Source organism: Yersinia aldovae ATCC 35236, from assembly GCF_000173735.1.
In the GTDB taxonomy this organism is placed as follows: domain Bacteria; phylum Pseudomonadota; class Gammaproteobacteria; order Enterobacterales; family Enterobacteriaceae; genus Yersinia; species Yersinia aldovae.
Genome location: NZ_ACCB01000009.1, coordinates 1 through 26,246 on the forward strand (window position 1 = coordinate 1; position 26,246 = coordinate 26,246).

Here is a 26,246-nt window from a genome sequence, read left to right on the forward strand (position 1 = left end):
CGGGGATAATTATTCTCCTGTTAGCCCCTGCTGTCAAACCTTTCATCGGATTTTTCTTTTTTGTACGGTGTTATATCCACTGCGATGGATTAATTATTCATCTAGTATTTGCGTTTATTGTTAGTTATGTAAGTTCATGTTGTAATTCCTTATACTGTGATGAACTTAACAAAATCCAGCGGATGAAATATAAACGGTGGAAAAGCGAGAGTATTGTGTAATTATTGTTACTAAGGTATTAAATGATTGGCAAGTTATTATTAATGCATAGAAAAACCAGACAGACAAGTTAAGACCAAAGAGCCAGCATAGAGCTCAAAATCTCACAAATACAGGAAGAGGGAATGGGAAAGATGGTAGACCAATCCAAGATAGTGGCAGAATCGTTGCCGGAACCTGAAGAGCACCTGCAACGGAGTCTCTCCAACCGCCATATCCAATTGATTGCTATTGGCGGTGCCATAGGTACCGGGTTGTTTATGGGATCAGGCAAAACCATCAGCCTTGCCGGGCCGTCGATTATTTTCGTTTATATGATAATCGGTTTTATGCTGTTTTTCGTGATGCGGGCCATGGGTGAACTGCTGCTCTCGAATTTAAAATATAAATCATTCAGTGACTTTGCCGCCGACCTGCTTGGCCCCTGGGCCGGTTTTTTCACTGGCTGGACATATTGGTTTTGTTGGGTCATCACCGGCATTGCCGATGTTGTCGCCATTACCGCTTATGCGCAGTTCTGGTTCCCTGGATTCTCCCAATGGGTGGCCTCATTATTAGTCGTTTTGCTGCTGCTGTCGTTGAATTTGGCAACCGTAAAAATGTTCGGCGAAATGGAGTTCTGGTTTGCCATGATCAAAATTGTGGCAATTGTCGCTCTGATTTTTGCCGGCTTGACCATGGTCTTAATGAGTTATCAGTCACCATCGGGGGTAACCGCATCATTTACGCATTTATGGAATGATGGCGGAATGTTCCCGAAAGGCATCAGCGGCTTCTTTGCTGGTTTCCAGATTGCTGTTTTTGCCTTTGTGGGTATTGAATTAGTTGGGACTACCGCCGCGGAAACCAAAGATCCTGAGGTGGTATTACCACGCGCAATCAATTCCATCCCTATCCGCATTATTATGTTCTATGTTTTCTCATTGATTATGATTATGTCGGTAACGCCGTGGGGTTCTGTTGTTGCGGATAAAAGCCCGTTTGTCGAGTTGTTCGTTCTGGTTGGACTGCCCGCAGCGGCGAGCGTAATTAACTTTGTGGTTTTAACTTCTGCGGCATCCTCAGCTAACAGCGGAGTGTTCTCCACCAGCCGTATGTTGTTCGGTTTGGCAAAAGAAGGTGATGCACCAAAGCAGTTTGGTAAACTATCACGCCGCTCGGTTCCCGCCTCCGGCCTGACATTTTCGTGTATCTGCTTGTTGGGCGGCGTGGTACTGATTTATCTCATTCCGAACGTGATGACCGTATTTACGTTGGTCACCACCGTTTCGGCGATTCTGTTTATGTTCGTCTGGACCATCATCCTTTGCTCTTATTTGGTGTATCGCAAAAGACGCCCTGCGTTACATAAAAAATCCATCTACAAAATGCCCGCTGGGATTTTTATGTCTTGGCTCTGCATGGCATTCTTCGCTTTTGTATTGGTGCTATTAACCCTTGAAAGTGATACCCGCCAGGCGCTGATTGTAACGCCGCTGTGGTTTGTCATTCTGAGCATCGGTTATTTTATTTTAAAGAAACGCAGAACCCGTTTGTACGATAGTAATAATCATTAAATGTTACGGCGTCAGCGTTTCTCTGACGCCTATTTTGCTAACCAAACAGCATTAACCGACACCAAACTCAATACATATTAAGCAAGTAGCATTTAGCTATCAGGAATAGTATTAACCACAGCTCACCCTATTATTGTGAAAGAACAACAGCGGTGGAGGATACCTTTAAAAACAGCCGCTAAAGGGTTAACTTTGGGTACAGCTAAAGTTGCAGCCTGAGCGTATTGGCGTATGGTTAATAGGTGTCATTAACAGCAACTATGATGACATCATCAGCATTATTCAATAAATCTGATTGGAGTATCGCGAGATGGCGAAAATTTTAGTGCTTTACTATTCCATGTATGGGCATATCGAAACACTGGCCGGGGCCATTGCCGAGGGTGCAAAAAAAGTCAGCGGCGTTGAAGTGACCATCAAGCGGGTGCCGGAAACCATGCCACCGGAGGCTTTCGCTAATGCAGGCGGTAAAACCCACCAACAAGCGCCAGTCGCCACCCCAAAGGAACTGGCTGACTACGATGGTATCATTTTCGGCACCCCAACCCGCTTTGGTAATATGGCCGGGCAGATGCGCACTTTTCTTGACCAAACCGGTGGTTTATGGGCGTCTGGCGCATTGTTCGGTAAAGTCGCCAGCGTATTTGCCTCAACCGGTACTGGCGGTGGCCAGGAACACACTATTACCTCCACCTGGACGACACTGGCACACCACGGTTTTATTATTGTGCCTATCGGCTATGGCGCTAAAGAATTGTTCGATGTTTCGCAGACGCGCGGCGGCACTCCTTACGGGGCTACCACGATTGCAGGTGGTGATGGTTCTCGCCAGCCAAGCGCTGAGGAACTCGCCATCGCCCGTTTCCAGGGCGAGCATGTGGCGAAGATTACCGCTAAATTAACCCGTTGAATTATCATGAAAAGCACCACTAAAGTGGTGCTTGATTTCAAGCTCAGGATTCAAGTAGCCTTTGTGCTAAATAGTGGTTGGCATCCACCACACCCGGTAAGACGAAGAAGTATCCCCCGCCGATCGGTTTAACATACTCTTCCAGCGCCTCACCATTGAGGCGGTTTTGCACCGCCAGGAATGCTGTTTCCAAATCAGACTGGTAGCAGACAAACAACAACCCCATATCCAGTTGTCCCGAATTTGAAACGCCTAATGAGTAACTGTAACCACGACGTAACATCAGGTTATTCTGGGTTTCTGCCGTCCGTGGGTTTGCCAAACGAATATGCGCATCCATTTTAATGACTTTGCCGTCAGGGTCTTGGGCATAATCTGGCTCATCATGTTCATAAACCATCCCCAATGGCGCGCCGCTGTGCTTATCGCGGCCAAAAATGGTTTGCTGCTCCTGTAATGGCGTGCGGTCCCAAAACTCAACTTTAAAGCGAATAATCCGTGCAGCCTGATAACTACCGCCCACGGCCCAATCTGGTTCTCCGGCATTTTTCTGAACCCAGACCACTTGATTGATCAGCGGCTTATTGCTGGTTTTAGGGTTGGCAGTACCGTCTTTAAAACCCAACAAGTTGATCGGCGTCTCTTTGCCTTTACTGCGAGCTGCGTGAGCAGAAATAAAGCCTTCGCGCTTCCAGCGCACGCTAAGTAAGTCCGGCGTGTGCTTAATAATATCGCGCAGCGCATGAATGACGGTTTCATTGGTGTTGGCACAGATTTGTAGCAAGATATCACCATGACATAAACCAGCATCCAGTGAATCATTGGGAAAGCGGGTCATTTTCTGTAGCCGCAGTGGTTTTTGCCCCTGTAAACCAAAACGCTCGTCAAACAACGAGTCACCGACAGAAACCGTGATGGTCAGGTTATCGGGATAAATTTCCGGCCCCATAATCCCGGAATCCAGCGGCGGTAACTTGGCATCTACCGCGGGCGCATGACCACCACGCGTCAGAAAGGCCAGTCGCTCAGTCAGCAGTTTGAATAAACGCGTCAGAGCCGCTTTGTCTGTGGCCAAAACATCAAAAGCCACCAACATCATCGCCGCCTGCTGCGAGGTTAATACCCCAGCCTGATGCGGGCCGTAAAAAGGGTGTTTCTGCCAGCGCTCATCTTGCACGGGTGCAGATTCGGGTGCAGTGCAATCCGCCGCGCGAGCTATTTTTGCCCCGCCGAGCGCCAATGCCCCACTCATCATGCCCATACCGAGCAGTAAACGCCGCCGGGACGGCAAAGCCGCCCCATTATCCTGTGGATACGGCCCGTATTGCGGGCCGGTTTTCTTATTCATCTTAACCAACCTTAATCCAGACCTAATACACCACGCAGTTGAGCCAGGTCTTCCGCCAGCGCTGTAATCGGCCCTTTCATGGCATTACGGTCAGCATCGGTTAACTTCTCGTAGGATTCATAGCCCTCTTTGGTACGGTATTTCGCCAGCACGCTATCAACCGTTTTAAAGTTGGCATCAATTTTATCCAACAACGGCTTATCGGCTTTTTCCAGTAATGGCCACAGCAGATTAACAATTTTCTGTGCGCCATCGACGTTAGCCTGAAAATCCCACAGGTCAGTGCGGCTATAGCGGTCTTCTTCACCGCTAATTTTGCTGGCGGCAACTTCCTCAATCAGACCGGCGGCCCCACCTACCACTTTATTCGGTGCGAATGTCAGGTGAGTAATACGTTTTTGCAGTTCTCGCGTGTCCTGATACAGTTGGTCGGCGAATTTATCCGCGCCTTTGGTGGTGTTATCACCAAACAGGATTTTCTCTAAACGGTGGAATCCGGTAAATTTCGGATCAGCCGCTTTCTGCTCAAAATCGTCTTCACGGGCATCAATGCTACCATCCAAATCTGAGAACAATTCGGCGATCGGCTCAATACGCTCATAGTGCTGACGCGTTGGTGCATACAACTTGCGCGCCAATGCCAGATCACCGTTTTTGATTGCATCAGTAAAAGCTTTGGTTTGGGTCACCAACTGAGTGACTTCTTGTGTTACATAGACTTTATACTCAGCAATCGGCCCAACCAGTGCCATCGCATCTGGTTTTACCGCCGTGTGATCGCCCACCGCAGTGACGGTCAGCGTCCCTTTTGGATTGCTCAGTAAGCCGCACGTCATATCGTATTCACCCGGTTCCAAATTGGCGGTCATTTTCTGGGTAAAGCCCGGCGCGATATTCTCACGCTCCTCAACCACCATCACCCCTTTGAGGATTTCCCACTCCAGCCCCTTTTGGCTGGCATTGTGCACAATAAACTGGGTTTTACCGGCAGGAATGGACAACATCATTGGTTCACATTGCTTATCATTAACGGTAATTTTAACTTGTGGAATATCAGCCGCTTGTGCGTTGATAGCCACAGCAGGCAGAGCCAACAGCGCGGCGTGTAAGGCAGTGCGACGGAAGAACCGGTTAGACATGTGAAAATCCCTGAATTATTGGTTAGTTTTCTGCGCAACAGATGAGGTTGAGGCCGCCGTGGTGCGTGGTGGAAGGAAAAAGAAAATCAATGCCGGAATCAGATAGATAGAGTAAACCGCGACTTCACTGACTGTCGGCGCTTCCTGATAGCCAAACATGCCCTCAAGGAAGGTGCCAAGCAGTGAATGGGTGGAGAGTACCGCCGTCAGATTGAAAGCAATGTCTTGGAAATGGTTCCACAAACCTGCTTCATGGAAGGCTCTGATCGCCCCGGCAGCCAGGCCAGCAGCGACAAACAAGATAAACAGACTGGTCCATTTAAAGAATTTAGCCAGGTGCAGCTTAATACCGCCCCAGTAGATGGCCATACCGACCAGAATGGCGCAGCTCAGCCCCAGTATTGCACCGATCGGTGCGCCAATTCCAACATCCTGCTGGAAAGCCGCCAGTAAGAAGAAAACTGACTCAAGCCCTTCACGGGCTACAGCAAAAAAGACCATTGCCACCAATGCCCAGCCCTGACCGCGGCCAGAACTTAATGCATGGTCAATCGCCCCTTCCAGATGGACTTTGACTGACCTGGATACTTTGCGCATCCAGAAAACCATATAAGTTAAAATGCAAACTGCCACCACCGCAATAATGCCTTCAAACAGCTCTTGCTGTTTCTGCGGAACTCGCCGGTGGTTTCATTGATAAAAATGCCGATAGCCAGGCAAAGCACTGCGGCTGTCACGACACCAATCCATACAGCGCCCATCCATTGACCGCGTTGAGTACGTTTAAGGTAACTGGCGATCAGGCTAACAATCAGCGCGGCTTCCAGCCCTTCACGAAACATAATAAGAAATGGGACAAACATGCTGAACACCCCTGCGGTGGATATGGGTATAAATGTGTAATGATAGATAGCGTCAATTTACGTAAAGAAAAGTAAAACTAAAAACGATAGTGATTATCATTCTAAGCAAAAGAAATTCAAGAGGCGGAATAAGAATATTGTTAACAAAACTGTGGCAAGTTGTTTCTGCCCAGTTAAATAACAAGATAATTCATTGAGATAGGATTTACTGCAAAATCTATTTTTCTGCGAAAACAGCCACCGACAATAAACAATTTCAACTAAAAAATAGCCTCCTGCGTGACAGGAGGCCATGATTAGCGCGAGTACGTTTAATTAAGTAAACCCCGTCGCGGGATTATACCGTCTTGAATTCAGCTTCTGCTTGACGGAAACGTTCAGTAATTGTCTTGCTCGGCGTGCTGCCCATTAGGCTAACGACCACAATGGCAATACTGGCAAACAGGAAGCCTGGGATAATCTCGTACAAATCCAGCCACGCATACTGTTTCCAGACGATAACCGTGATAGCCCCAATCAACATCCCAGCCAGCGCACCGTTACGGGTCATGCGTGGCCACATAACTGAAATTAATACCACCGGGCCAAATGCAGCACCAAAGCCCGCCCATGCATAGCTTACCAAGCCCAAGACCCGGTTGTTTGGGTCTGCCGCCAGCGCAATGGCAATCAACGCCACCAACAGCACCATCACACGCCCAACCCACACTAACTCTTTTTGGCTGGCTTTTTTACGCAGGAAAGCTTTGTACAAATCTTCCGTTAGTGCACTTGAGCACACCAGTAACTGGCAGCTTAGAGTGCTCATGACCGCAGCCAAAATAGCTGAAAGCAAAATACCGGCGATCCACGGATTGAACAGTAATTTGGCTAATTCAATGAATACTCTCTCGCCATTTTGAGTGACATTTCCCGCCTGTTCTGGATGATTTTCAAAGTAAGCAATACCGAAGAAGCCCACCGCGATAGTCCCTGCCAGACAAAGAATCATCCAGGTCATACTGATGCGGCGCGCGCTACGGATAGTCCGGTGCGAGTCTGCCGCCATAAAGCGAGCCAGGATATGCGGTTGTCCAAAATAACCCAAGCCCCAGCCAAGCAGCGAGAGGATCGCAACCAGATTAAGCCCTTTAAACATATCGACATTTGCCGGGTTTTTAGCGGTAATCACCATCATCGAAGTATCGATGCCACCCACCGCCAAAATAACAATAATCGGTGTCAGGATCAGGGCAAAAATCATTAAAGTCGCCTGCACAGTATCCGTCCAACTGACTGCGAGGAAACCACCAATAAAGGTATAAGCAATCGTTGCCGCAGCACCCGCCCATAAGGCCGTGCCATAACTGAGGCCAAAAGTGCTTTCGAATAGACGCGCACCGGCGACAATCCCTGAAGCACAATAAATAGTAAAGAACACTAAAATGACCACCGCCGATATTACCCGCAGTAATTTACTCTTGTCTTCAAAACGGCTGGTAAAATAATCAGGCAGGGTCAAGGCATTATTATTGGCCTCGGTATGAACCCGTAGACGGCCAGCAACCAGTTTCCAGTTAAAATAAGCGCCAATGACCAGACCAATAGCTATCCAGCTTTCGGAAATACCGGAGAGGAAAATAGCGCCCGGTAACCCCATTAATAGCCAACCACTCATATCAGAAGCCCCGGCAGATAATGCGGTAACCACACTGCCTAAACTTCGTCCGCCCAAAATATAATCATCAAAGTTATTGGTTGCCCGGTAAGCCATTAGGCCAATTAATATCATGCCAAAAATGTAAATTAAAAAAGTCACCAACATTGGTGTATTCATCATCATGAAGTATCTCCATAGTGCGTATTATCGTTTTAATACATTTCGCTATTTTTAGTCGTTTTCGCTAAGGCGATTTTATGCCCACCTCTGGCTCCCCTGTCGGAACGTGACACTGAATTACACCAGAGAAGAATAATTAGCAACAGGTGAACTATCCATAACAACTATTCGCAAGCGAATGGATATCTCACGATTGCTATCCTAGAGGACTCCTTTCACTTACCACAACAACTTCAACAAATATTTTACAAAAAACTCACCCTGCATCACATTACGCACCGTAAAAAGTTACACCTTCCATTACAAAATGAGTTGCACCTTAGGTTAATACCTGACTCCACCTGCCATTGTTAGCAATAATGCTTACTACACATAATATTCAGCCCCCGCCATGACCGAGTGAATTGTTAAAAACAAGACTGAATTCACACTTCACTCACATGACTTATTTAACACGGTTGCACAAAGTTGCAACATGGCTAATATTGTCAGGATTGAAACGATAACTTCCCTTATTAAAATAAAGGAGCCGGACAGTATGGGCAGCACTACGATGGGTGTAAAACTTGACGAAGCGACACGCGATCGCATCAAGGGCGCAGCACAAAAAATTGACCGCACACCGCACTGGCTAATTAAGCAGGCTATTTTTAACTATTTGGAACGGCTGGAAACCAACAGTGAAATACCGGAACTTCCGCTAGTTAATAGCGCCGCTATCCAAGAAGCGGACGATATTATGCCGCAAACTGATGAAAGCACCCACCAGCCATTCCTTGATTTTGCAGAACAAGTTCTACCTCAGTCGGTTATCCGTGCTGCTATCACTGCGGCCTACCGCCGCCCGGAAACTGAAGCTATTCCAATGTTATTGGAACAAGCCCGGCTGCCAGAAGATGTGGCACTGGCAACCCATAAGTTGGCCTATTCCATTGCGGAGAAACTGCGTAATCAGAAAAGCGCTAATGGCCGTGCGGGCATGGTGCAAGGCTTGCTACAAGAATTCTCCCTTTCTTCACAGGAAGGCGTGGCTTTGATGTGTTTGGCCGAAGCACTATTGCGTATTCCAGATAAGCCAACCCGCGATGCGCTTATCCGCGATAAGATTAGCAACGGCAACTGGCACGCCCACCTGGGCCGCAGCCCGTCAATGTTTGTCAATGCTGCAACCTGGGGCTTGCTATTTACCGGTCATTTGGTGTCTACCCATAATGAAACCAAACTCTCCAGTTCACTGAACCGTATTATTGGTAAAGGTGGCGAGCCGCTGATCCGCAAAGGCGTGGATATGGCAATGCGTCTGATGGGGGAACAGTTTGTCACCGGTGAAACCATTGCTGAAGCGTTGGCTAATGCCCGAAAACTGGAAAATACTGGGTTCCGTTACTCATATGACATGCTGGGTGAAGCCGCATTGACGGAGGCCGATGCGCAGGCTTATCTGCTCTCCTACCAACAAGCTATTCATGCTATCGGCAAAGCCTCAAATGGCCGTGGTATCTATGAGGGGCCGGGGATCTCTATCAAGTTATCCGCCCTGCACCCGCGCTATAGCCGCGCGCAGTATGAGCGGGTAATGGATGAGCTTTATCCACGTTTATTGTCACTGACCTTGCAAGCCCGTCAGTATGATATCGGTATTAATATTGATGCAGAAGAAGCTGATCGGCTGGAAATCTCCCTCGACTTGCTGGAAAAACTCTGCTTTGAGCCAAAGTTAGCGGGTTGGAATGGTATTGGCTTTGTTATTCAGGCTTACCAGAAACGCTGCCCGTTCACCATTGATGCCGTGATTGATATGGCGCAGCGCAGTCGTCGCCGCCTAATGATTCGTCTGGTCAAAGGGGCATACTGGGATAGCGAAATCAAACGCGCCCAAGTCGATGGATTAGAAGGTTACCCGGTCTATACCCGCAAAGTGTATACCGATGTCTCTTATCTGGCCTGCGCGCGTAAATTACTGGCGGTACCTAACCTGATTTATCCGCAATTTGCCACCCACAATGCCCATACACTCTCGGCGATTTATCACCTTGCTGGCCACAATTACTATCCCGGCCAATATGAATTCCAGTGTCTGCATGGTATGGGTGAACCGCTCTACGAGCAGGTTGTGGGAAAAGTTGCCGATGGCAAGCTGAACCGCCCATGCCGCATTTACGCCCCAGTCGGTACTCACGAAACCTTGCTGGCGTATCTGGTGCGCCGCCTGCTTGAGAACGGTGCGAATACCTCGTTTGTAAACCGTATTGCCGATGCCACATTACCGCTCGATGAGCTGGTAGCTGATCCGGTGAGTGCTGTAGAGGCGATGGCGGCAAGTGAAGGCCAATTAGGGTTGCCCCACCCACGTATTCCCTTGCCTCGTGAGTTATATGGTAAAGAACGCGCTAACTCAAGCGGGCTTGATCTGGCCAACGAACACCGTTTGGCCTCACTCTCCAGCGCGCTGCTGACCAGCGCCAGTCAAATGTGGCGGGCCGAACCTCTTATCGATGCCTATCTTGATAGCGGCGTAGAAAAACCCGTTATTAACCCCGCAGAACCTAGTGATATCGTCGGTTATGTCCGCGAGGCAACAGAGGCTGAAGTCAGCCGTGCATTAGATGCGGCCGCCAGCGCAGGTGCTATCTGGTTTGCCACACCACCGGTTGAACGTGCTGCCATATTGGTCCGCGCAGCCGAGCTGATGGAAAGCCAAATGCAAACGCTGATGGGTATTCTGGTACGTGAAGCCGGGAAAACCTTCAGTAATGCTATCGCAGAGGTGCGTGAAGCCGTTGATTTCCTAAATTATTATGCAGGAATAGTGCGCGATAACTTCGCCAATGATAGCCACCGTCCACTCGGTCCGGTGGTGTGTATCAGCCCGTGGAACTTCCCGCTGGCGATATTTACCGGTCAGGTTGCGGCAGCGCTGGCGGCCGGTAATAGTGTGTTGGCCAAACCCGCAGAGCAAACACCGCTGATTGCCGCGCAAGCCGTTCGTATTTTGCTGGAAGCGGGCATCCCAGCCGGTGTTCTACAACTGTTGCCAGGCCAGGGGGATACCGTCGGCGCAACTCTGGTTAATGATGTCCGTGTCCGCGGCGTGATGTTTACCGGTTCAACCGAAGTCGCCACTATTTTGCAACGTAGTATCGCAGGTCGACTCGATCCTCAAGGCCGCCCGACACCACTGATTGCCGAAACCGGTGGTCTGAATGCCATGATTGTTGACTCATCAGCATTAACGGAACAGGTGGTAACCGACGTTGTCGCGTCAGCGTTTGACAGCGCGGGTCAACGCTGCTCTGCTCTGCGTATTCTCTGTATTCAGGATGATGTGGCCGAACACACCCTGAAAATGTTACGTGGCGCAATGGCCGAATGTCGTATGGGCAATCCAGAGCGCTTATCTACCGATATTGGGCCGGTGATTGATGCCGATGCTAAAGCGGGTATTGAGCGCCATATCCAGGCGATGCGCGCCAAGGGGCGCAAAGTTTATCAGGCGGCCCGAGCCAATGGTTTGGATGAAAAAGAGTGGCAGCGCGGTACTTTCATCAAACCAACGTTAATTGAGCTGGACAGCTTTGATGAACTGCAAAAAGAGATCTTTGGCCCAGTGCTACATGTTGTCCGTTTCCAACGCCAAAATCTTGAGGCTTTAATCGATCAAATCAACGCATCGGGTTATGGTTTGACCTTAGGTATTCACACCCGTATTGATGAAACTATCGCGCGTGTCACCGGAAAAGCCAAAGTAGGCAACCTTTACGTCAACCGTAATATGGTGGGTGCCGTCGTAGGTGTGCAACCTTTTGGCGGCGAAGGTTTATCCGGCACTGGGCCGAAAGCGGGTGGCCCACTCTATCTATATCGTCTTCTGTGCAGTCGCCCGGAAGATGCCGTGACCAACACGCTGGTGCAGCAGGATAACGCACAGGTACAGCATGTTGCGGGCCGCGAGGCGCTGCTGACTGCGCATCGTGAACTGGTTCAATGGGCAGAGAAACAGCAAGATAACGAGTTGACTCAGCGAGCACAGCGTTACGCCACATATGCTCAGAGCGGCACCGTTCGGCTACTTCCAGGGCCGACGGGCGAACGTAACACCTATGCCCTGCTGCCGCGTGAACAAGTTTTTTGTCTGGCGGATACTGAAGCGGATGCACTGACTCAGTTGGCTGCGGTGTTGGCAATCGGCAGTCAGGTTTTATGGCTGGAAAATGACGTACAAAAAGAGTTGTTCCGCAAATTACCTAAGGCGGTGCAATCGCGTATTACTCTGACCAATGATTGGCAAGCGGCCAATATCAGTTTTGATGCGGTTATCTATCATGGTGATGCCGATCAACTGCGGATTTTGTGTGAGCAAATTGCGCAAATTGACGGGCCAATCGTCTCGGTGCAAGGTTTTGCACGCGGTGAAACCAACATTCTGCTGGAACGTCTGCTGATTGAGCATTCGCTTAGCGTGAATACGGCAGCAGCAGGGGGTAACGCCAGCCTGATGACCATCGGTTAATCCGCCAGCTTTACCACTAAGACCTATCCTATAAGACCCTTCGGGGTCTTATTTTTTGCTTAAACGCTGGAAATAATACGCCAGAAATGATGCGATACCACTCGCATTCCCCCCCATGTAAAACTGAAAAACAGCGTTTTTCTTCTGATACCTTCTCGCAATATTACCCACGTACTTTTGATCCACTCATGAGCTAACTCATTATCATGTCGAAATAAATTATCTGGCTAGCGGTTATTTAAAAACTTATCAAGAAACTGTTTGGTGCGATCATGCTGCGGATGGGCAAACAGCTCCTTTGCCGGGCCTTGCTCTACGATGCGCCCATGATCCATAAAAATGGCTCTGTCGGCGACATCGCGAGCAAAGCTCATCTCATGAGTGACAATGACCATGGTGCGTTTCTCTTCAGCCAAGGCTCGGATGGTACTCAGTACCTCACCCACCAACTCAGGGTCCAGGGCTGACGTTGGCTCATCAAACAAAATTACCTGTGGTTGCATCGCCAATGCCCGTGCTATCGCTACCCGCTGCTGCTGACCACCGGACAAACGGCGCGGATAAGCATCCTCCTTGCCGCTCAGCCCTACTTTTGCTAACAACTCACGGGCGCGTTTTTCAGCTAAAGCACGTTTCTCACCTTTAACAATAACCGGCCCTTCAATGATATTTTCCAACACCGAACGATGTGGAAATAAATTGAAGCTTTGGAAAACGAATCCCACTTGTTGTCGCAGTGCACGCACCTGACGTTGCTGTTTGCTAATGGGTTTACTGCTATCAATCTCAATATCACCAACGCGAATAATCCCTGAATCAGGGATCTCCAGCAGATTAATACTACGCAACAACGTCGTCTTGCCCGAACCACTAGGGCCGATGATCGCCACCACTTCGCCGCTGTTAACTTCAAGTGAGATGCCGTGCAGTACCTGCTGACCTTTAAACTGTTTGGTCAATTTCTTAACGTCGATGGCACTCATGGCTACTCCTGATCCTGACGATTAACATGCGCTTCGAGGCGGTTTTGCAATGCTGACAACAACGTCGCCATGACCCAATAAATCAGCGATGCGGCCAGATACATCGTGAATACCTCCAACGTGCGCGATGTGACCAATTGCGCCTGACGGAAAAGCTCAGGTACCTGAATGGTCGCTGCCAGCGAGGTATCTTTTACCAGACCAATAAAACTGTTACCCAGTGGCGGTAAAGCCGTGCGCCCCGCTTGCGGTAATATCACCCGATAGAGTGTCTGCCAGCGTGTCATCCCGATGCTGGCGGCGGCTTCCCACTGCCCTTTCTCGATAGATGAAATTGCTGCACGCAATGTTTCTGACGTGTATGCCGCCGTATTAAGTGATAAACCGATCAGTGCCGCGGGCATTGGGTCCAGTTCTATGCCAAATTGCGGTAAGCCGTAGTAGATCATAAAAAGCTGAGCAATCAACGGAGTGCCACGAAAAATTGAGACATAAAAGCGGGAGAGAAGTGAAAACGGCAAGAAGCGGGATAAGCGCATCATCGCCAGCATAAAGCCCAGTGCCAGGCCAAAAAACATCCCGCCCAGACTCAGTTGAAGGGTAAACCAGGCACCTTTCAATAAAAATGGTGCTGAATCCAGCACCAATTGGATACTTTCTTGCATTATTTAGTTACGTCCGCACCAAAGTATTTCTCTGAGATCTTGGCCAACGTCCCATCTTGTTGCATTTCAGCGATAGCCTTGTTGATTGCGGCTAACAGCTCAGGGTTATTCTTACGCAATGCCACACCAGACTCCTGACGCGCAAACGCGGGGCCGGCCACCGCAAGGGTATCGTGAGTTTTCTTCACCAGATCTAATGCGGCTAAACGGTCAACCAGAATAGCGTCGGTGCGGCCAACACGCAGATCCTGATACTTGGTTGGGTCATCATCATAGGTACGAATATCAACACCTTTCAGGTTAGCCCGTAACCATTGCTCATAGTTACTGCCCAAACCAACGCCCACCTTTTTACCTTCCAAGTCTTCCGGTTTGGTGAATCTACCTTCATTACCTTTTTTGGTCAGCACCTGAATACCTGAAATGGTATAAGGCGTTGAGAAATCATACTTTTTCTTACGTTCATCAGAGATAGTGACCTGATTAATCGCCACATCAATGCGTTTTGACTCCAGCGAAGCCAACATGCCATCCCACTTTGTTGGGGCCAGTTTTACTTTGACGCCCATATGTTCGGCCAGTTCATTGGCAAAATCCACTTCAAAACCAGTGAGTTTCCCATCCTCGCCCTGAAAGCTGAATGGCGGATAAGTTCCCTCCAATCCAACAATCAGGGTTCCGCGTTCTTTGACCTGACCCAGCAGAGAATCCGCAGCATAAGATTTCACGTTCAGACCTGCCGCCAATGTAAGCGCCATCATGCCCAGAGCGGCCTTGCGCCGTACCATTGAAAAACTCATAAATACCCCGACTGTCATGTTTATCTTTTGATATTCAGCACTTTAACAGTGCTGTTAATGGAATAAAGGAATATAAACTAATAACGATAGCTATAAATGGAATAAGCAATCGTTAAAGGTTACACATGAGGGTGGTAAGCAAATAATGCCGGCGCACCACCAGTATGGATAAACAGAATCGGGCCGTTATCACGGAATTTTTGCTGGCTGATGCCGTCAAGCAAACCAGCCATTGCCTTACCGGTATAAACCGGGTCTAACAATACGCCTTCCTGCTGCGCCAGAAGTTTTATAGCTGCCAACCCTTCTTTATTGGGCATCCCGTATTGCGGCGCGAAATAGTCATCCCACAAGGCTATCTCTGCCTGCTGCTCGCTAATGCCTAAAGATGCTGCCAATTCTTGTTGAATATGAACGACCTTAGGCCGCTGTTCATCAGCGTTACGCGATACGGTAACACCTATCAATTCAGCATCGGGTAGTAGCTGTTGTAGACCTACCGCTAATCCGGCGTGGGTTCCCGCACTGCCAGAGGCAACAACAACAGAGCTAAAAGTAACTCTCCCTGTTGATTGAGCGGCTATCTCCAATGCGCATTGCACATAGCCCAACGCACCCAACGCATTAGATCCCCCCACCGGTATCACGTAGGGGCGGAACCCTTGAGCCTCCATTCTGGTAGCCTGCTCAGCCAACTGCGCATTCGGATCATGTAATTCATCACACATCACCACTTTGACATTGAATAAATCCAACAGTAATCGATTGCCATTAGTCAGATAATTATCCTGCTTGGTGCCAATAGGATTCTCAAGCAGAGCAACACAATGCAGCCCCAACTTTGCTGCTACTGCTGCGGTTTGCCGCACATGATTAGATTGAATTGCCCCGGCGGTAACGAGCATGTCAGCTCCGTGACACAAAGCATCGGCGGCTAAAAACTCAAGCTTACGCAGCTTATTGCCACCCAGCGCCAAAGGCGTTACGTCGTCACGTTTAATATAAATTTCACGCCCCAAAAAGTCAGAGAGTCGGGACAGTTTTTCCAGCGGTGTTGTATTACCGACCAGATCCAATCGCGGAAATTGCGCTAATTTGTGTTGAAACGTCACCCGTCCCCCAAACAATTATTGAATTACATCTATTACATAGGTTTATCAGATGTATCCTGAATAATCACTGATTTTATTATAGATGTGAGTAGTCAATAGCGCAGGGGAATCGCTTAATTATATATAGAGAGAGAGAATAAAACGCCCAGCAGAGGGAAAGCGTTGCCGGGCGTAGGAGTGAGACTGCAAAAGTCGAATACTGTCGCAGGGGCACTTTTGACAAAATTCTGAGCGTTATCTTAACGTTTGCTGTGTGTATCGCAGAGATCAATAACTCTTTTGCCAGGCCAGATATTGGTCATATTTACGCAAGGCTATACGGTAATTATTATGTGCCGCATTAGGTAATTCATCAATAATACGCTGATGCATGGTTTCGCTGGCAAACTTTTCTGCCGGATAATTCGTTGCTACCAGCATTTCATCTAAACGACGCAAACGAACCACATATTCACGCACCGTACTATGACTCATCTCAGTTTGCTCAAATAGGTACTGTTTGAACGCCATAATGTCGAAATAGCCGGGTGCGCTATTGCAATATATTTCGCTACAAAAACGACATAATGCTGTCAGTTCATCCTGAAGCTTTAACCACACCTGATCGTCGATAGGCTGGTCCATACCGGCAATAGCTTCTTTATTAATGATTTGTCCTCGGAATACCAGCGCCATCCGATCGAGTTGTTTATGACAATGCGAACAATGTGTTTGGCCGTGCTTAAAATCTTTTAAATAACGGCTTAATGGCCGCTTTTTTAACTGAATCCCTGGCATAAGAAGACCTACATTAATAAAGTAAAACAGTGTGATATCACTGAGCGAAAATGAATTAAGAGTCGTTATTCAGGCGGGCACGCAAGCGTTTTATCGCCTGACTATGAAGCTGGCTAACGCGGGATTCTCCCACATCAAGCACCGCTCCAATTTCTTTCAGATTCAGCTCTTCCTGGTAATACAGCGTTAACACCATCTTTTCGCGGTCCGGTAAAGCCTCGATCGCGTCAATCACGCGCTGGCGCAGATTTCCTTCCAACAAGTGTTGTAATGGATTGGCATCCTCGTGCCCTTCCAGCAGGGGTTCGACACTTTCACCATGCTCTTCACGCCATTCGTCATAAGAGAAAAGCTGGCTATTGTTGGTGTCCAACAGGATCTGGCGATACTCAGACAGCTCGATGTCAAGGGTTTGCGCCACTTCTTGTTCGGTCGCAGGACGCCCTACCCGCTGTTCAACCTTTTGCATCGCTGTCGCGACTTCACGCGCATTACGGCGCACACTGCGCGGTGCCCAATCCCGGCTACGCAGTTCATCCAACATCGCCCCCCGTATACGCTGTACCGCATAAGTGGTAAACGCGGTCCCTTGCAAAGCATCGTAGCGCTCGACAGCATTCAGCAGACCAATTCCCCCAGCCTGCAATAAATCGTCCAACTCCACGCTGGCGGGCAGGCGTACCTGCAAACGCAGTGCCTCATGGCGAACCAGAGGAACATAGCGTTGCCAGAGGGAATTTTTGTCCATCACGCCTTCGGCGGTATACAGATCGCTCACTAGACAGGCACCTAAGGGTAAGAGAGTCGTACCATTATCCTGTCAGGTCAGTCAGACAATCGTCGGAATAGGCCTATAAAATGGCAGCTATTTGGCTTATGCCTGCGACTTTTACTGTTAACACGTTGCTGCCATTGAAAAAACAGAGCGATAAATAGATTTAAAAACCAATAAAAATAAACAATTAGCGCCCGTCTTAAACTTATTCCTACGGGAAATAGCACTCTTATCTATTTCCGGTAAGTGATATAAAAACCCCGCCGAAGCGGGGTTGAAATAATGTTGTGTTTCTGGCGAATTAACGCAGCAGTGACAGAACAGTTTGTGGAACCTGATTAGCCTGAGCCAGTACAGAAGTCCCTGCTTGTTGCAGGATGTTTGCACGGCTCATGTTAGATACTTCAGTAGAATAATCAGCATCCTGAATGCGGCTACGCGCTGAGGTCAGGTTGTTGATAGTGTTACCCAGGTTAGTGATGGCTGAGTCGAAACGGTTTTGTACCGCACCCAAACCACTACGCAGCGCATCAACTTGTGCCAATGCTTTATCAACGGTAGCCAGTTGGTTGTCAGTTGATTTCTGCGATGCAGCCGCATCTTCGTTGATCAAGGTAGTCGTGCCGTTCGCAGTACGAGACATGAACATAGTTTTGCCCGCGCCATTGGTGATTTCATCACCTTTAGCGTTAGCAGTGTACGCGGTACCATTAACAGTCAGGGTACTACCGGTTTTGGCCGCACCTTGTAAATCCAGGTCAGCCAAGGTTGCTGCGCGGTTGTTTTCAGCAGCTTTTGTGGTTAAACCGCCACCAACAACAGAGGTGTGTAAGGCGCTAGAAGTTTTCACTTCAGCAGCGGTACCGGCAGGTGCAGTACTGGCTGAAGTTGTGAAATCAACACTTTTACCATCAACAGTTGCACTGTATACACCGTTACCATTCGCGTCAGCCGCAGTTTTAACAGTAAATTCCATGCCTTGAGCGGTGAACTTATCACCAACCGCTTTACCAACTGACGCGGCAGCGATAGAAGTGGCTTCTGCGCCTGCTGTTGCTGTGGTGGTATAGGCTGCAGATGCAGCGTTAGCGGTAGTTGTAGTGCTGGAGAATGCACCGGTACCTGCATCAATATACTGTGCTGCACCTGCTTTAGTCACTGCACCGCTGTTGATATCGGTATTATAAGCCACACCACCCACATCAAAGTTGTTAGTCCCGGTGGCTTTGAACTGAGAGGTCAGATCGTTAACAGTCGCTTGTTTAGCGCCATCAACGTTAAAACCTTGCAGACCCAGGCTTTTTGAGTCGATTTTTTCCAGATTGATGCTGATAGTTTCGCCATCATTTGCGCCAACCTGAACTTTCATGCTGCTGTTGCCAGCCAGAACTTTCACGCCGTTGAACTGAGTTTGATCAGATACGCGGTCGATTTCGTCCAGACGTTGTTGAATTTCGTCCTGAATTGATTTCAGGTCAGAAGATGAGTTAGAACCGGTTGCAGCCTGAACACTCAGCTCACGAACACGCTGTAAGTTGTTGTTGATTTCGCCCAACGCACCTTCAGTTGTCTGCGCCAGAGAGATACCATCGTTTGCGTTACGAGAAGCCTGAGTCAGACCTTTGATGTTAGAAGTGAAGCGGTTAGCGATTGCCTGACCCGCAGCATCATCTTTTGCACTGTTAATACGCAGACCAGAAGACAAACGCTCAATGGCGGTGCCTAAAGAGGACTGTGATTTATTCATGTTGTTCTGAGTCGTCAGAGACAGGGTGTTAGTGTTAATTACCGCCATAGTGATATTCCTTAAATGCTTATTGGGTTATGGTTTGGGCTTACTGCCCACGGCTTCATCACCGTCCCAACTTGTATCGGCGATCTTCAAGGAACCTTTAGACATTACGACAAATAATTTTTAAATTTCCTTAAAATTATTATTTATCTCTTTTCTAATTAACACTCTATTCAATGGGGCAAATAACCCCCTGTTATCCCCCGTTATTCTTCCCATCATAAATTCTATTTTATGTGTAAACTTTTTAACTCCTTGGCCGATAACCCCTGTAACGACACTTGAATATTAAGGATTAGAAATGGCAAGTATCAGTTCTCTGGGTATCGGTTCAAATATGGAGTTAGGCACTTTACTGGATAAGTTAAGTGCCTCAGAACAGACTCGTTTAACTCCGCTAACCAGCCAACAGACCAGCTATAAAGGTAAACTCACCGCTTACGGTGTCTTACAAAGCGCGCTAGCAAAATTAGAAACTGCATCGGCTGCCCTGAAAAAAGCCGATACACTGGCGACCACCTCGGTGGTCAGCACGAATACGGCATTTGCAGCGACTACCGGTAGTGGCGCGACGTCAGGGAGTTACACTATCGAAGTAACTAACCTGGCCAAAGCGCAATCACTGCTTTCTACTGATGTTCCAAACGTGACAGATAAGCTGGGTAATGGTAACGACAGCCGTACCATAACGATTAAGCAACCCGGTCAAACCAAGCCATTAGAAGTTAAGCTAACCAGTGAACAGACCTCGTTGACCGGTATTCGCGATGCGATTAATAAGCAAGAAGGTAGCGTTACTGCCAGTATCATGAAAGCGGATGATGACACCTATTACCTGGCGTTAACGTCAAAGGAAACAGGCACTAAATCAGAAATGACAGTCAGCGTCAGCGGAGATGACACCCTAAATAATTTGCTCAATTACACACCGAGCAGTACCGGTGGCAGCGGTGCTATGACACAAAAAGTCAAAGCAGAAGATGCAAAATTAACAGTTAATGGTGTGGCAATTACCCGCCAAAGCAACACCATTACTGACGCTCCACAAGGTGTAACTCTAACCTTGAAAGCGGTGACAAAAAAAGATGAACCGGAACAACTGACTATCTCGCGTGACTCCACAGCAACAAAAGCGGCGATTCAAACGTTCGTAGATTCTTATAACTCACTACAAACAACGTTCGCCTCTTTAACCAAATATACCGCAGTTGAACCGGGTAAAGATCAATCGACCAGCAATGGCGCATTGGTCGGGGATGGCACATTACGCAGTATTCAGACCCAGCTAAAAAGTCAGTTAGCCTCTGCGCAAGGGGGTGATGTAAAAACACTGGCTGCAATGGGAATTACTCAAGATCTTGATGGAAAATTAGTTATTGATTCCAAAAAACTTGATAAAGCGTTGACTGACCAACCTAATAACGTGACTGCATTTTTTGTCGGTGACGGTAAAACCACAGGTTTTGCAACTCAAATGGATAATCTGCTCAATACTGCGTTAGATACCACTAAAGGCTCATTAAAAACAGCCACAGATGGAATCAATAAATCACTAAAATCATTAGAGAAACAGGTCATCTCGACCACTGACAGCATTAACGCTACCATTGAACGGTATAAAGCACAATTTACCCAATTGGATAAATTGGTGAGTTCATTAACCAACACCGGCAATTTCTTAACTCAGCAATTTTCTTCATAAAGGATAGATCATGTACAACCGATCAGGTGTCCAGGCTTACGCACAGGTAGGAATGGAAAGTGGCGTAATGAGCGCTAGCCCTCATCAATTGATCGTGATGTTATTCGACGGGGCGCAAAGCGCCCTGGTTCGTGCACGCATATTGATGAATCAAGGCGATATTCCGGCCAAAGGTGCTGCATTGTCCAAAGCCATTAATATCATTGATAATGGACTGAGCGCAGGGCTGGACATGGAAAAAGGTGGTGAATTGGCCGAGAACTTGTCAGCATTGTATGACTATATGACACGGCGCTTACTGTATGCTAACTTGCATAATGACGAACAGGCTATTAATGAAGTTTCTGTCCTGCTCGAAAACATTGCGGATGCCTGGCGGCAGATCGGCCCAAATTATCAACCTGATTAGGACCCCATTTAATGGAACGTCACCAGCACCTTTTGTCCGAATATCAACAAATCCTGACTTTCAGTGAGCAAATGCTTGCATTGGCAATTGAGGGGAATTGGGATGCGCTGGTTGATCTAGAAATGACTTATCTCAAAGCTATCGAAGGTGTTGCTAAAACCACCATTTCTTCTTGTTCATCCTCCGTATTGCAAGAGTTGTTACGGGATAAGTTAAAAGCCATCTTGGAGAATGAAATGGAAATTAAGCGCCTGTTACAACGCCGCCTGGATGAATTAAGTGAACTGGTAGGACAATCTACCCGGCAGCAGTCGGTAAATAATACCTATGGTCAATTCCCTGACCATGCATTACTTTTGGGTGAAACACAGTAGCGACTGGTTATATAAATAGTTACATATGGACGGCTTGTTGAGAACTAATTACATGCATTGGCTATTATTCTCACTCCTAATACTTTTTCGCAAGAATAGTCAGTTACGGTAAATTTCCATTAAAATAAGTTGCTAGTCTGCCATTCAAAGCGTAAAGATATTCTCAGACCAAAACTGTGAAATGAATATCGATGGAACGTACAATTAAATTTTGTCCAGGTGTTGGTAGCTCAGCGCATGTTATTCAGCACACAGAGCTACTGCTCACTTCAGTTTATGTCGAACAACCGTTGCTCATTATGGTTAACCGTGGACACAAGGTAATCCGCTGGGATAATCAAGAATGCATGATTCAGGCAGGTGAGATAGTCGCAGTAAATAGTGGGCAAACTATTAACGTAATTAATAGCTTATCGGATGCTGGCTTATTCTTTAGCCACCAACTTCGTTGCGACCCGTGTTTGATAGCAACCTTTGCCAACCACCCTGCGTCGGCGGGGCTAGAGCTTATTCCGGGTGTAATGCCGATCCGTAATTTGGCACCCGAGTTTATTAATACTTTCGGGAATACTTTTAAAGCAATATCAGATAACGGCAATATTCCACCTACAATAATCAGGCATAGAATGCTTGAACTGTTACTTTGGTTGGCACAACGTGGTGTCAAATTCATATTAAATGAAAGCAATACGCTAAGTGAAAAAGTACGCCGTTGTCTGGCTATTGACCCGCATAAAGTATGGTCAGCCTCAGAAGTAGCAGAGTATATGGCGATGAGCGAGGTCGTATTACGTCGGAAGCTGGCAGCAGAAAATACATTATTGCGTGATTTGATGATCGACGTACGAATGACCAGTGCGTTGCGTTTATTACAAGGTACTGATTGGCCCATTTCACTGATTGCCAGCCAGGTGGGTTACGAGAGTTCTTCACGCTTTGCAGAACGTTTTCGTAAGCGGTTTGGTTTTGCTCCAACCGCTATTCGTGGTCATCACCGCTTACAACCTGCGGATAATGATCCACCACTTGATTCTTATAATGGCTTTTTCAAGCCTTCATACTCCTGACACCAAAAAACGGTGGGACCACCTCTGGCCTTGCGCTCGAGAATTTTGACATCCCGACCTGATACTTAAGCATCACATTTATTCTTCCGCTCATTATATCCTTTTTAACAACAATATTCTGGACTGCTAAATACTGCTTTTTGATATTTGGCGCATTAAACCTTTATTTTTCTAACGATGATTAGGTTTTTCCACCAAAAACAGAACGTTGATATTAAAAAATACTACAAATCAATTAGTTAATCATAAGTTACTGAATATAAGCGCAATATGTCAGTTACGCCAGTACCTCCTACTATTAAACAAGAATAAATATTAAACTTCTGGGAAGGTTGTGATGCTAAGTAACCTGTTCGGACTCAAAAACCGCTATCCTTTGCATATTCAGATTGCGGCTCTATTTACTTTGCTGATCGTCTCAATCGGCACGGTAATTATTATTTACGGCCACAGTCAACTGACAAAATTGACTGAGATCAGCACTAATCGTCAGTATCAAAAAACCGGCACAGCGATTGCTGCCGAGTTAGATGCCGTCACCCGCCCAATGATGATGTCGGTAAATATTCTCGCCAGTATGCAGATAACAGAACTAACCACTCTTGAGCAACGAATGGCTTTTATTAGTAAATTCGTTGAGATTTTAAAGCAGAATAACTACGCCAGCGCTGTGTATAGTGCTTACATCAATGGTGATATGTTTATGCTACGTCGCCTGACCGACGATAACCGTTTATTATTCCATGCCCCTGACAATGCCGCATGGATGGTGCAAAGCAATCGTTTTTTAGACAGTTTGCCAGATAAGCAATTTATTTATCTCACTAGCCAGTTACAGGTTATCTCAGTTATGCCACGAGATAACGACAACTATGATCCGCGCCGTCGTGATTGGTTTATTTTAGCATCGGCAAGTCCCACACTTATCACTTCTCCTATTTATATATTTAAAGGGACAGGTGAAGCTGGCTTTACTTATAGCCGCCAGGCGGAGAATAAACAGGCAATTATTGGACTTGATGTTTCTTTGGCTTCACTGTCGCAGTTTTTAGTCAGACAAAATCTCCCCCCCGGCAGCCAGGCTATTATTATCAACTCTCGTGGTGAGGTTATTGCCAGTCTGCCAAAAACAAAAAATAACGCCAGTTCAGTGGTCAATGAACCAAGTTTAGCCAAGAAATCTCCCGTATTACAGGTCTTGTTAGACGCGAAAAATAATATTCCTACAAAAATAGGGTTCCTGCACAAAATAATGCAGCGCTAAGTAACAACAGCAGTAGCATAATGTTTGAAGCACAAAACCAGCAATGGTTTGGTTCAATCGTCGATATCAACAACAGCAGTAATAAATACCAGTTGGTGATTGCAACCCCAGCAGACTACCTCACCGCCGATGCTAACTCTATCCGCAATCACTCCACTTTAATTGCATTTATCCTTTTGCTGCTCAGTTTGCCAATAGTCTGGTATTTTTCACTAAAAATATCCCAACCTCTTATTCGCCTACGTCAGGATGCTGATGCCATTAGCAATCTGTATTTTGAGGAACGTGAATTAGAACATTCGGTAATTGAAGAGGTTGATGAACTGCACAAATCAATGTCGAAAATGAAGTCGACACTCAAACAGTTTATTTCAATGGGTAATATGTTGACTGCGGAAAGTAATTTCTTCCGCCAAATGCAGGGGCTGCTCAACGAAACAACGGATATCGCCGCCATGACCGGTGGGATTATTTTTCTGGCCGATAAGAATGGGGAAACATTTACACCAACAGCATTTCGCTGGGATGGTAAAAATATTCCGGTTTCAACTATGTCCTCGTTGCTGATTGAGGGAGTTAATTCCACCACACTCAAACCGGTCTTAGAAGGCAAAACCGTCACTGGAACGCTTAATAAAGACAATATATTCAGCCAATTGCGTGATTTTATACAGCCCTATTTACCGCTGCATTTTGTGGCTGTTCCGATGCAAACACACGATGACCAGCTATTAGGCTTCTTACTATTATTCAATCCTTACGAATTGAATGCCGATCGAGAACGCTCAAAAATTCAACTAGTTAATGCTTTGGTAGGCAGCTTATCCGTATCAGTCGAAGCCCAACGGCTATTGCAAGAGCAGAAAAATCTTCTCAACGCCTTTATAGAACTGATTGCCGGAGCGATTGATGCCAAGAGTGCCTATACCGGCGGGCACTGCCAACGTGTTCCAGAAATAACAAAAATGCTCGCTCGTGCCGCAGTAAATACCAAAGAGGGGCCTTTTGCCAATTTTGATTTATCCGAAAATGAGTGGGAGGAGCTGCATACGGCTTGTTGGTTGCATGATTGCGGCAAAATAACCACGCCCGAATTTGTGGTCGATAAATCGACGAAGCTGGAGTTAATCTATGACAGAATTCATGAAATTCGTATGCGGTTTGAAGTATTAAAACGCGAAAAAGAAATCGAGTTCTTACGTCATTACAGTGCTACCGATATACCAGATGCCGCACAAAAAAAACTGAATGATGAATTAAGCCAATTAGATGAGGACTTCTACTTTATCGCTCACTGTAATGTAGGGGGGGAATTTATGTCTGATGAGGCAATCGCTCGAATTCAGCAGATTGCGGATTATCATTGGACCAGAACATTAGATGATACGGCTGGTATTTCTGCTGAGGAACGTATGCGTAAAGCTCGACAACCTGTCCCTATCCTGCCGGTAGAGGAGCCAATGCTGGCAGATAAAGAAGAACACATTATTTACCGTAGCAGTAAAGATAAACGTCCGGAGTATTATGATTTTAAAGTTCCGGAACCTACGTTCCTCTATAACCGGGGCGAGATCTATAATCTAAGTATTCGACGCGGAACTCTTACCGAGGAAGATCGCTACAAGATTAACGAACATATTATGCAAACTATCGTGATGCTAAAAAAACTGCCGTTTCCGCGTACCATGTCTAATGTGCCGGTTATAGCAGGTGGGCATCATGAACGTATGGACGGTAAAGGCTATCCCTATCAACTTAACTACAAGCAAATGAGTATTCCCGTCAGAATGATGGCCATCGCCGATGTATTTGAAGCACTCACGGCAGCTGACCGCCCTTATAAGCCGGGGAAAATGTTATCTGACGCATTGAATATTATGGTTAATATGGTGAATGAGAATCATCTGGACCGGGAACTGTTTATTTTGTTCCTACAATCCGGTATCTGGCATGAATATGCCATCGTGCATTTGCAAGCCGATAAAGTAGATACGATTGATGTTTCTGCCCTATTACAGAGGATCGGTCATCAGGATATCTCTTTGCCTTAGTTTACTCTAACCGCAATAAATGGAGGGTAATAGGCGGTTATTCAGGCTAGGCTGAATGGCGATTTATTACTCACAATCAGCTATTACTCGGTCTGATACAAATTGGAGTCA

General features: G+C 47.0%; 17 protein-coding genes and 2 pseudogenes. 8 read left to right on the forward strand and 11 right to left on the reverse strand.

The genetic code is table 11. From position 1 onward, the window contains the following. Nucleotides 1–353 precede the first annotated feature (353 nt). A complete protein-coding gene (cycA, locus tag YALDO0001_RS05895; RefSeq protein WP_004700884.1) occupies nucleotides 354–1,775 on the forward strand; it encodes a D-serine/D-alanine/glycine transporter in 1,422 nt (473 codons plus the stop codon). Between the two features lie 310 nt (nucleotides 1,776–2,085). After that, entirely contained in the window at nucleotides 2,086–2,685 is a 600-nt protein-coding gene (gene wrbA, locus YALDO0001_RS05900; protein WP_004700886.1) for an NAD(P)H:quinone oxidoreductase, read from the forward strand. A gap of 43 nt (nucleotides 2,686–2,728) precedes the next feature. Here the strand turns inward: wrbA and efeB are convergent, their stop codons facing one another. The 4 genes and pseudogenes from efeB to putP all read right to left on the reverse strand — a co-directional run bounded on the left by efeB (nucleotide 2,729) and on the right by putP (nucleotide 7,857). Beyond that, nucleotides 2,729–4,033, reverse strand: a complete 1,305-nt coding sequence (gene efeB / locus YALDO0001_RS05905) for an iron uptake transporter deferrochelatase/peroxidase subunit (protein ID WP_004700888.1) — start codon at nucleotides 4,031–4,033, stop codon at nucleotides 2,729–2,731. An 11-nt stretch (nucleotides 4,034–4,044) separates the two neighbouring features. Continuing rightward, nucleotides 4,045–5,172 carry an iron uptake system protein EfeO gene (efeO, locus tag YALDO0001_RS05910; RefSeq protein WP_004700890.1) on the reverse strand — a complete coding sequence of 376 codons (1,128 nt, stop codon included), beginning with the start codon at nucleotides 5,170–5,172 and terminating at the stop codon, nucleotides 4,045–4,047. Between the two features lie 15 nt (nucleotides 5,173–5,187). Further along, nucleotides 5,188–6,035 (reverse strand): annotated as a pseudogene (gene efeU, locus YALDO0001_RS05915) (iron uptake transporter permease EfeU). A gap of 337 nt (nucleotides 6,036–6,372) precedes the next feature. Then, nucleotides 6,373–7,857 (reverse strand): sodium/proline symporter PutP, encoded by a 1,485-nt coding sequence (putP, locus tag YALDO0001_RS05920; RefSeq protein WP_004700895.1) that lies wholly within the window; start codon nucleotides 7,855–7,857, stop codon nucleotides 6,373–6,375. A gap of 535 nt (nucleotides 7,858–8,392) precedes the next feature. Here putP and putA point away from each other — a divergent pair. Beyond that, nucleotides 8,393–12,364 carry a trifunctional transcriptional regulator/proline dehydrogenase/L-glutamate gamma-semialdehyde dehydrogenase gene (gene putA / locus YALDO0001_RS05925; protein WP_042839478.1) on the forward strand — a complete coding sequence of 1,324 codons (3,972 nt, stop codon included), beginning with the start codon at nucleotides 8,393–8,395 and terminating at the stop codon, nucleotides 12,362–12,364. A 227-nt stretch (nucleotides 12,365–12,591) separates the two neighbouring features. Here putA and tcyN read toward each other — a convergent pair whose 3' ends face one another. The 7 genes from tcyN to YALDO0001_RS05960 all read right to left on the reverse strand — a co-directional run bounded on the left by tcyN (nucleotide 12,592) and on the right by YALDO0001_RS05960 (nucleotide 19,271). Next, nucleotides 12,592–13,347, reverse strand: coding sequence for an L-cystine ABC transporter ATP-binding protein TcyN (gene tcyN, locus YALDO0001_RS05930; RefSeq protein WP_004700900.1), 756 nt, complete (start codon nucleotides 13,345–13,347; stop codon nucleotides 12,592–12,594). A gap of 2 nt (nucleotides 13,348–13,349) precedes the next feature. Next, nucleotides 13,350–14,012 carry a cystine ABC transporter permease gene (tcyL, locus tag YALDO0001_RS05935; RefSeq protein ID WP_042545669.1) on the reverse strand — a complete coding sequence of 221 codons (663 nt, stop codon included), beginning with the start codon at nucleotides 14,010–14,012 and terminating at the stop codon, nucleotides 13,350–13,352. Next, complete coding sequence (gene tcyJ / locus YALDO0001_RS05940; protein WP_042839479.1) at nucleotides 14,012–14,812, reverse strand: cystine ABC transporter substrate-binding protein; 801 nt, start codon at nucleotides 14,810–14,812, stop codon at nucleotides 14,012–14,014. Before tcyJ ends, tcyL begins: the two co-directional genes overlap by 1 nt. 119 nt (nucleotides 14,813–14,931) lie before the next feature. Continuing rightward, nucleotides 14,932–15,924, reverse strand: a complete 993-nt coding sequence (locus YALDO0001_RS05945) for a D-cysteine desulfhydrase (protein WP_042839480.1) — start codon at nucleotides 15,922–15,924, stop codon at nucleotides 14,932–14,934. Between the two features lie 267 nt (nucleotides 15,925–16,191). Beyond that, complete coding sequence (fliZ, locus tag YALDO0001_RS05950; RefSeq protein ID WP_004700905.1) at nucleotides 16,192–16,701, reverse strand: flagella biosynthesis regulatory protein FliZ; 510 nt, start codon at nucleotides 16,699–16,701, stop codon at nucleotides 16,192–16,194. Between the two features lie 55 nt (nucleotides 16,702–16,756). After that, complete coding sequence (locus YALDO0001_RS05955) at nucleotides 16,757–17,479, reverse strand: RNA polymerase sigma factor FliA (protein ID WP_004700907.1); 723 nt, start codon at nucleotides 17,477–17,479, stop codon at nucleotides 16,757–16,759. Between the two features lie 298 nt (nucleotides 17,480–17,777). Continuing rightward, on the reverse strand, nucleotides 17,778–19,271 hold the full coding sequence (locus tag YALDO0001_RS05960; RefSeq protein ID WP_004700909.1) for a flagellin N-terminal helical domain-containing protein: 1,494 nt from the start codon (nucleotides 19,269–19,271) through the stop codon (nucleotides 17,778–17,780). Between the two features lie 298 nt (nucleotides 19,272–19,569). Here YALDO0001_RS05960 and fliD point away from each other — a divergent pair, with 298 nt between their 5' ends. The 5 genes and pseudogenes from fliD to YALDO0001_RS05985 all read left to right on the forward strand — a co-directional run bounded on the left by fliD (nucleotide 19,570) and on the right by YALDO0001_RS05985 (nucleotide 26,135). Beyond that, nucleotides 19,570–20,970 (forward strand): flagellar filament capping protein FliD, encoded by a 1,401-nt coding sequence (gene fliD / locus YALDO0001_RS05965; RefSeq protein WP_004700911.1) that lies wholly within the window; start codon nucleotides 19,570–19,572, stop codon nucleotides 20,968–20,970. Nucleotides 20,971–20,980: 10 nt separating this feature from the next. Continuing rightward, nucleotides 20,981–21,379, forward strand: coding sequence for a flagellar export chaperone FliS (gene fliS, locus YALDO0001_RS05970; RefSeq protein ID WP_042545666.1), 399 nt, complete (start codon nucleotides 20,981–20,983; stop codon nucleotides 21,377–21,379). Between the two features lie 11 nt (nucleotides 21,380–21,390). Next, on the forward strand, nucleotides 21,391–21,753 hold the full coding sequence (gene fliT / locus YALDO0001_RS05975; RefSeq protein WP_004700916.1) for a flagella biosynthesis regulatory protein FliT: 363 nt from the start codon (nucleotides 21,391–21,393) through the stop codon (nucleotides 21,751–21,753). A gap of 191 nt (nucleotides 21,754–21,944) precedes the next feature. Beyond that, nucleotides 21,945–22,820: a helix-turn-helix transcriptional regulator gene (locus tag YALDO0001_RS05980; RefSeq protein ID WP_042839481.1), complete on the forward strand. Its 876-nt coding sequence runs from the start codon at nucleotides 21,945–21,947 to the stop codon at nucleotides 22,818–22,820. 337 nt (nucleotides 22,821–23,157) lie between these two features. After that, nucleotides 23,158–26,135: pseudogene (locus YALDO0001_RS05985) on the forward strand (HD domain-containing phosphohydrolase). Nucleotides 26,136–26,246 lie beyond the last annotated feature (111 nt).